Origin of the sequence: Streptomyces griseorubiginosus, assembly GCF_017614965.1 — a bacterium.
Classification (GTDB): domain Bacteria; phylum Actinomycetota; class Actinomycetes; order Streptomycetales; family Streptomycetaceae; genus Streptomyces; species Streptomyces griseorubiginosus_B.
The window spans coordinates 20,776-28,211 of sequence record NZ_WVUG01000097.1; the positions used below are offsets into that span (position 1 = coordinate 20,776).

The window sequence follows — 7,436 nt, forward strand, 5'->3', positions numbered from 1 at the left end:
GGTCCCCGCATCGGGGACCACCCGGTCCTGCATGAAAGGTGTGAGCGTCCGCCCATGGGCGAGCCCCCCAGTAGCACGCGCAGTGTCCGACATCGCGCGATCCTCCCCGCCCTGCCCGACGATGGGACGGAGGTGACCCGATGACCGAAGTGCTCCTGCTGCTGGTGGCGATCCTGCTCTCGCTCGCCTGCGGCGCCTTCGTCGCGGCCGAGTTCTCCCTGACCACGGTCGAGCGGGGCGAACTGGAGCGGGCCGTAGAGCGCGGCGAGCGGGGCGCCTCGGGCGCCCTGAAGGCCGTACGGAACCTGACGTTCCAGCTCTCCGGCGCCCAGCTCGGCATCACCGTCACCAACCTGGTCGTCGGCATGCTCGCCGAACCGTCCATCGCCGAACTGATCGCCGGCCCGATCGAGGCGCTGGGCCTGTCGCGCTCCGCGGCCGACTCGATCGCCCTGGTGCTCGGCACGGCCCTGTCGACCGTGTTCCTGATGGTCGTCGGTGAGCTGGTGCCGAAGAACTGGGCCATCTCCTCGCCGCTGGCCATGGCCAAGCGGGTGGGCAACGCCCAGCGCTGGTTCAGCGCGGCCTTCCGGCCCTTCATCACCCACCTCAACAACACGGCCAACCGCGTGGTGCGCCGCTTCGGCCTGGAGCCCGCCGAGGAGCTGGCCTCGGCGCGCGGCCCCCAGGAGCTGGCCGCGCTGGCCCGGCACTCCGCGCGGGAAGGGGCCCTGGAGGCGGACACCGCGGAGCTGTTCGTACGGACACTGAACCTCGCCGACCTGACGGCGGAGAACGTGATGACCCCGCGCGTGCAGGTCATCGCCCTGGACGCCCAGGCCACCTGCGAGGACGTGGCCAACGCGACCCGCGCGACCGGACTGTCCCGCTTCCCCGTCCACCGCGGCGGCCTCGACTCGGTCGTCGGCACCGCGCACATCAAGGACGTGCTGGCGATACCCGCCGACCGTCGTCTGCGCGTACCCGTCTCCGAGATCATGCGCGAGCCGCTGCTCGTCCCGGAGACGCTCACCGTCGACCGGCTGCTGGACCGGCTGTCCGGCAAGCGGACCATGGCCGTGGTGATCGACGAGTACGGCGGCACCGCTGGCGTGGCCACCCTGGAGGACATCGTCGAGGAGGTCGTCGGCGAGGTCCGCGACGAGCACGACCCGCACGAGACACCCGACCTCGCCCCGGCGGGCAGCGACGACGACGGCCGGGCCCTGTACTCGGCCGACGGCTCCGCCCGCGTCGACCAGCTCGCCCGGGTCGGACTCCGGGCGCCCGAGGGACCGTACGAGACGCTGGCCGGCCTTGTCGCGAGCGAGCTCGGCCGCATCCCGGCCACCGGCGACACCGTCGACGTCGCCGGATGGCGGCTGGACGTGGTGGACGCCTCGGGGCGCCGGGCCGCGCGGGTGCTGATGCACGCGCCGTTCGACGACAGCGCCGGCCGGACCGTCGAGGAGGGTGGGAAGTGACCGCCGTACAGCTGCTGATCGGCCTGCTGACGCTCGTCGTCAACGCCTTCTTCGTCGGCGCCGAGTTCGCGCTGATCTCGGTGCGCCGCAGCCAGATCGAACCGCACGCCGAGGACGGCGACCGGCGGGCCAGGAGCGTGCTGTGGGGCCTGGAGCACGTGTCCGCGCTGCTGGCGGCGGCCCAGCTCGGCATCACGCTGTGCACCCTGGTCCTCGGCGTCGTCGCCGAGCCGGCCATCGCGCATCTGCTGGAGCCGGTGTTCCACGCCGTGGGCGTGTCCAAGGGCGCGGGGCACGCGGTGTCCTTCGTGATCGCGCTGACCCTGGCGACCTATCTGCACATGCTGCTCGGCGAGATGGTGCCGAAGAACGTCGCGCTCGCCGAGCCGGTGCGCAGCGCGCTGCTGCTCGGGCCGCCGCTGGTCGCCCTGTCCCGCGCCCTGCGTCCGGTGATCTTCACGGTCAACGCCTTCGCCAACGCCCTGCTGAGGCTGCTGCGGGTGGAGGCCAGGGACGAGGTCGCGGCGACCTTCTCGGACGCCGAACTGGCCCGCATCGTGCGGGACTCGGGCGAGGCGGGTCTGATCGACGACCGTGCGCTGGAGCGGCTGAACGACGCCCTGGAACTGGGCAGGCGTCCGGTGCGCGATGTCGTCCTGCCGCTGGAACGCGTCGTCTACGCGCGCGTGGGGGTCACTCCGGAGGAGCTGGAGCGGCTGTCGGCCGAGTCGGGATTCTCGCGCTTCCCGGTCGTCGACGAGGGCCGCCGGATCACCGGCTATCTGCATGTCAAGGACGCCCTGGACGCCGCCGGCCGGGACGTGCCGTTCCGGGTGCGGGACATGCGGCCCATCGCGCGCGTGCGGGCGGCCACCCCGCTGGACGACGTCCTCACCGCGATGCGCGGCAGCCGTACGCATCTCGCCGCCGTGCTCGGCGACGACGGGCGGCTGGAGGGGCTGGTGACCATGGAGGACGTGCTGCGGGAGCTGTTCGGACAGCCCGCCTGACCGCGGGCACCGGGAGGCCGACCGACCGGCGGGTATGGCAAGCGGGTTACCATCTCATCCGCCATGCAGAAGAACCCCACGTACACCAGCCTCGTCGCGGTCGGCGACTCCTTCACCGAGGGCATGTCGGACCTCCTCCCGGACGGCTCCTACCGGGGCTGGGCCGACCTCCTGGCCGGCCGGATGGCCGCCGTGACCCCCGGTTTCCGGTACGCCAACCTCGCCGTGCGCGGCAAGCTGATCGGGCAGATCGTCGAGGAGCAGGTCGACGTGGCGGCTGCCATGCGGCCCGATGTGATCACCCTGGTCGGCGGGCTCAACGACACCCTGCGGCCCAAGTGCGACATGGGCCGGGTGCGGGGGCTGCTGACGGAGGCGGTGGAGAAGCTGGCGCCGTCCTGCGAGCAGCTGGTGCTCATGCGCAGCCCCGGCCGGCAGGGCCCGGTCCTCGACCGGTTCCGGCCGCGCATGGAGGAGCTGTTCGCCACGGTCGACGAGTTGGCCGCACGGCACGGCGCCCTGGTCGTCGACCTGTACGGGGCACCCTCGCTGAGCGATCCGCGGCTGTGGGACGTGGACCGGCTGCACCTGACGGCCGAGGGGCACCGCAGGGTCGCCGAGGCGGTCTGGCAGCGGCTCGGCTACGACCCCGAGGACACCGAGTGGCGCACGCCGATTCCGGCCACCGTGCCGCCGGGCTGGCTCGCCCGGCGCATCGCGGACGCGCGGTTCGCCCGGCAGCACCTGCTGCCGTGGATCGGCCGCCGCCTGACGGGCCGCTCCTCGGGCGACGGCCGCCCCGCCAAGCGCCCGGACCTGCTGCCCTACGAGGGCCCGCTGGCGTAGCTTCGCCCGGCGACACGCGGCATCGGACTCAGGCGCCCAGTACCTCTCAGCCCGTCCGGCGTTTGAGGACGAGGCCCGTTGAGGGCCGAACGGGGTCCGGGGCGGAGCCCCGGTGGGCCGAAGGGACGGCAGTCCCTGGGGAAACGGACGGGTGAGGGGCGGGGCCGAATCCCTCCACCCGCGGCGCCCTGTGTCCACCCCCCGGGGGGACCACGGGCGTGACCCAGGTCTCGTAGGTTCCGCCGAAGGCATCCGCGGCGCTGGCCTGCACGAATCGCCAGTAGAATCCATCCACGTGACTTCCGCTCCCGCCAAGCCCCGCATCCCGAACGTCCTCGCCGGACGCTACGCCTCCGCCGAGCTCGCCACGCTCTGGTCGCCCGAGCAGAAGGTGAAGCTGGAGCGGCAGCTCTGGCTCGCCGTGCTGCGGGCCCAGAAGGACCTCGGCATCGAGGTGCCGGACGCGGCGATCGCCGACTACGAGCGCGTCCTCGACACCGTCGACCTGGCCTCCGTCGCCGAGCGCGAGAAGGTCACGCGGCACGACGTGAAGGCGCGGATCGAGGAGTTCAACGACCTCGCCGGGCACGAGCACGTGCACAAGGGCATGACCTCCCGCGACCTCACGGAGAACGTGGAGCAGCTGCAGATCCGGCTGTCGCTGGAGCTGATGCGCGACCGCACCGTGGCCGTCCTCGCCCGTCTGGGCAAGCTGGCCGGCGAGTACGGCGAGCTGGTCATGGCCGGCCGTTCGCACAACGTCGCCGCGCAGGCGACCACGCTGGGCAAGCGGTTCGCGACGGCCGCCGACGAACTGCTCGTGGCGTACGGCAGGGTCGAGGAGCTGCTGGGCCGCTACCCGCTGCGCGGCATCAAGGGCCCGGTCGGCACGGCGCAGGACATGCTGGACCTGCTGGGCGGCGACGCGGCCAAGCTCGCCGAGCTGGAGAACCGGATCGCCGGACACCTCGGCTTCTCGCAGGCGTTCACCTCGGTCGGCCAGGTCTACCCGCGCTCACTGGACTACGAGGTCGTCACCGCTCTCGTCCAGCTGGCCGCCGCTCCCTCCTCGCTGGCCAAGACGATCCGGCTGATGGCCGGGCACGAGCTGGTGACCGAGGGCTTCAAGCCGGGCCAGGTCGGCTCCTCCGCGATGCCGCACAAGATGAACACGCGGTCCTGCGAGCGCGTCAACGGCCTCATGGTCGTCCTGCGCGGCTACGCCTCCATGACCGGGGAGCTGGCGGGCGACCAGTGGAACGAGGGAGACGTCTCCTGCTCGGTGGTGCGCCGGGTGGCCCTGCCGGACGCCTTCTTCGCGCTGGACGGGCTGCTGGAGACGTTCCTGACGGTCCTGGACGAGTTCGGCGCGTTCCCGGCGGTGGTCGCGCGCGAGCTGGACCGCTACCTTCCCTTCCTCGCCACGACCAAGGTCCTCATGGGCGCGGTGCGTGCCGGTGTGGGCCGCGAGGTCGCGCACGAGGCCATCAAGGAGAACGCCGTCGCCTCCGCGCTGGCGATGCGCGAGCGGGGCGCCGAGCGCAACGAACTGCTCGACAAGCTGGCCGCCGACGAGCGCATTCCCCTCGACCGCGCCCAGCTGGACGCGCTGATGGCCGACAAGCTGTCCTTCACCGGCGCCGCGGCCGCCCAGGTCGCCGCGGTCGTCGGCCGCGTCGAGGAGATCGTCAAGCAGCACCCGGAGGCCGCGGGCTACACGCCGGGGGCGATCCTCTGACCCGCTTCACCCAGGAGGAATTGGAGGCCGCGCGCGACCGTCTCGTCCCGGACGTGGTCGCGGACGGCCTCCATGTCCTGTTCTGCGGCATCAACCCCGGTCTGATGACGGCGGCGACGGGCCATCACTTCGCCCGCCCCGGCAACCGCTTCTGGCCGGTGCTGCACCTGTCGGGCTTCACGCCCCGGCTGCTGAAGCCCGCGGAGCAGGGGGAGTTGCTGTCGTACGGGCTCGGCATCACGAACGTCGTGGCGCGGGCGACCGCGCGGGCGGACGAGCTGAGCGCGGAGGAGTACCGGGAGGGCGGGCGGCAGTTGGCGCTGAAGGTGGCGCGGCTGAGGCCCCGTTGGCTGGCGGTGGTGGGGGTGACCGCGTACCGGGCGGCCTTCGACGACCGCAAGGCCCAAGTGGGGCCGCAGGACCGGGTGATCGGGGACACGCGCGTGTGGGTGCTGCCGAATCCGAGCGGGCTCAACGCGCATTGGACGGCGCAGACGATGGCCGAGGAGTTCGCGAGGCTCCGGGCGGCGGCGGAGGGGTAGCCGGGGTCAGGGCCCTTCGGTGTCGGTGACCGCGGCGAGCAGTCGGGCCGCGTCGGCATCCTCCCGGTCGGAGACGGTCAGGGTGATCCAGCGCCCGGTCCGGCCGGCCGGCCAGGTGCGCAGGTCGTCCGCCAGCACGCCGAGCTTCGCCCACGGCGGGGCTATCTCCTCGCCGCGTATGAGGCGTTCCCTGAGCGTCGTGGCTCCCCAGCGCTTGTTGCTGCCCAGCCGTTCGTTCAGCCGCTGGATCATCGCCACCTCGTAGGCGTACAGGTCCTCCGGGCTCGGCCAGGTGCCCGGCCCTAACGGGACCACGAAGTATCCGGGCCCGCCGCACCCCACCTCCGTCCTGCCGTGTTCCGTGGGGAAGTCCCGGACACACAGCAGGTCGAGCACGGCGAGGTCCCTCACGATGTCCATGTGATCCAGTATCGCCGTCACCACTGACAATTGGTGAGGCGTCAGGCGTCCCGGCGTCGAACGCCCCACGCTCCCGCCACCAGCGCGGCCGTCGCCCACAACGCCGTCACCGCCGGCCCGCCCCACGGTCCGAGGAGACCGCCGCCGTCGGCGTGGAGGACCGCCTGGCCCGCCCGGTCCGGGAGGACGTCCGCCACCGTGCCGGACATGTCCCCGACCACGAACGAGACGATGAGCAGGAACGGGATCAGGACGCTCAGTGTCGCGACACCGCTGCGCAGCACGGCGGTCAGTCCGGCCGCCAGCACAGCCGACGACTCCGCGCACCTCTTCGCTCCACGTCAGCCCGTCCGCCTCCGCCCCCAGCGCCGCCTCCCCGACCGCAAGGCTCACACCACCGGTGACCAGCCCCACCCCCAGCACGGGAACGGCGACGGCGACCGCCTTGGCCGCGAACCACCGTCCCCGCCACGGCACCGCGGCCAGCGTGGCGTGCAGCGCGCCGCCCCGGAAGGCGGCAGGACCGCGCACAGGGCGGCGACGAGCGACCGGAGCGTACGGATCTTCAGCCACTCCGAATGGAGCACGGGCGTCGGGCTGACGGGCCCCGTGGGACACCGGCACTCGCCGGGTTCCGCCGTGACGAGTACCATCCGGCCAACACGCGCACGAGCTGGGAGGACGGACCGTGGGGCGGCTGACCGGCGGGGATCCCTCGCTGCTGCGAAGGATCAACTCCGCGGTGGTGCTGCACGCGCTGCGCGCCACGGACTGCGCGACGCTCACCGAGATCACCCGGGTGACCGGGTTGTCCCGTCCGACCGTCGAGGGCGTCGTCGAAGGGCTGATCGAGGCCGGGTACGTCGTCGAGAAGGCCCCGGACGAGAGCGTGATCCGGCGTCAGGGGCGGCCCGCGCGCAGGTTCCGTTTCCGGGCCGAGGCGGGACATCTGCTGGGCCTGGACATCGGTTCCCATCGCGTGGCGGCGCTCCTCGCCGACCTGGACGGGCGGGTGCTGGGCGCGGTCTCGAAGGACGTCGACGAGTCGGCGCCCGCCGACGAGCGTCTGGAGCGGCTGCGTACAGCGGTGGCCGAGCTGCTGCGGCGGGCGGGGGTGCCGCGCAGTTCGCTGCGGGCGGTGGGCGTCGCCTCACCGGGGATCGTCGAGGGCGACGGCACGGTACGGCTGTCTGCCGCGCTGCCCGAGTGGACGGGGCTGCACCTCGGGGAGCGGCTGAGCCGGTCCTTCAAGTGTCCGGTGCTGGTGGAGAACGACGCGAACGCGGCGGCGGTCGCCGAGCACTGGAAGGGGGCGGCCACCGAGTCCGACGACGTGGTGTTCGTGCTGGCGGGGCTGAGCCCGGGGGCCGGTTCGCTGATCGGGGGGCAGCTGCAC

The 7,436-nt window shown here is 72.8% G+C and carries 7 protein-coding genes and 1 pseudogene; 6 read left to right on the forward strand and 2 right to left on the reverse strand.

From position 1 onward, the window contains the following. The first annotated feature begins 140 nt into the window (after window positions 1-140). The 5 genes from GRC12_RS19705 to mug all read left to right on the forward strand — a co-directional run bounded on the left by GRC12_RS19705 (window position 141) and on the right by mug (window position 5,620). The gene (locus tag GRC12_RS19705; RefSeq protein WP_208780629.1) at window positions 141-1,484 is read left to right on the forward strand and encodes a hemolysin family protein; all 1,344 of its coding nucleotides are present in this window, start codon (window positions 141-143) and stop codon (window positions 1,482-1,484) included. Beyond that, on the forward strand, window positions 1,481-2,494 hold the full coding sequence (locus GRC12_RS19710; RefSeq protein WP_208780630.1) for a hemolysin family protein: 1,014 nt from the start codon (window positions 1,481-1,483) through the stop codon (window positions 2,492-2,494). The genes GRC12_RS19705 and GRC12_RS19710 overlap by 4 nt, the downstream gene beginning before the upstream one ends. 63 nt (window positions 2,495-2,557) lie before the next feature. Then, complete coding sequence (locus GRC12_RS19715; protein ID WP_208780631.1) at window positions 2,558-3,340, forward strand: SGNH/GDSL hydrolase family protein; 783 nt, start codon at window positions 2,558-2,560, stop codon at window positions 3,338-3,340. Window positions 3,341-3,635: 295 nt separating this feature from the next. Then, a complete protein-coding gene (purB, locus tag GRC12_RS19720) occupies window positions 3,636-5,078 on the forward strand; it encodes an adenylosuccinate lyase (RefSeq protein ID WP_208780632.1) in 1,443 nt (480 codons plus the stop codon). After that, complete coding sequence (gene mug, locus GRC12_RS19725) at window positions 5,075-5,620, forward strand: G/U mismatch-specific DNA glycosylase (RefSeq protein WP_208780635.1); 546 nt, start codon at window positions 5,075-5,077, stop codon at window positions 5,618-5,620. Before purB ends, mug begins: the two co-directional genes overlap by 4 nt. A 6-nt stretch (window positions 5,621-5,626) precedes the next feature. Here the strand turns inward: mug and GRC12_RS19730 are convergent, their stop codons facing one another. Next, window positions 5,627-6,040: a hypothetical protein gene (locus GRC12_RS19730; RefSeq protein ID WP_208780633.1), complete on the reverse strand. Its 414-nt coding sequence runs from the start codon at window positions 6,038-6,040 to the stop codon at window positions 5,627-5,629. A 41-nt stretch (window positions 6,041-6,081) separates the two neighbouring features. After that, window positions 6,082-6,693 (reverse strand): annotated as a pseudogene (locus GRC12_RS19735) (ABC transporter permease). Between the two features lie 35 nt (window positions 6,694-6,728). Between GRC12_RS19735 and GRC12_RS19740 the strand changes: the two are divergent. Then, a partial coding sequence (locus GRC12_RS19740; protein ID WP_208780634.1) for an ROK family protein occupies window positions 6,729-7,436 on the forward strand: 708 nt, incomplete at its 3' end.

Coding starts and splice junctions, on each gene's coding strand:
- GRC12_RS19705 (WP_208780629.1), top strand. CDS start 141: ATGACCGAAGTGCTCCTGCTGCTGGTGGCGATCCTGCTCTCGCTCGCC.
- GRC12_RS19715 (WP_208780631.1), top strand. CDS start 2,558: ATGCAGAAGAACCCCACGTACACCAGCCTCGTCGCGGTCGGCGACTCC.
- GRC12_RS19730 (WP_208780633.1), bottom strand. CDS start 6,040: ATGGACATCGTGAGGGACCTCGCCGTGCTCGACCTGCTGTGTGTCCGG.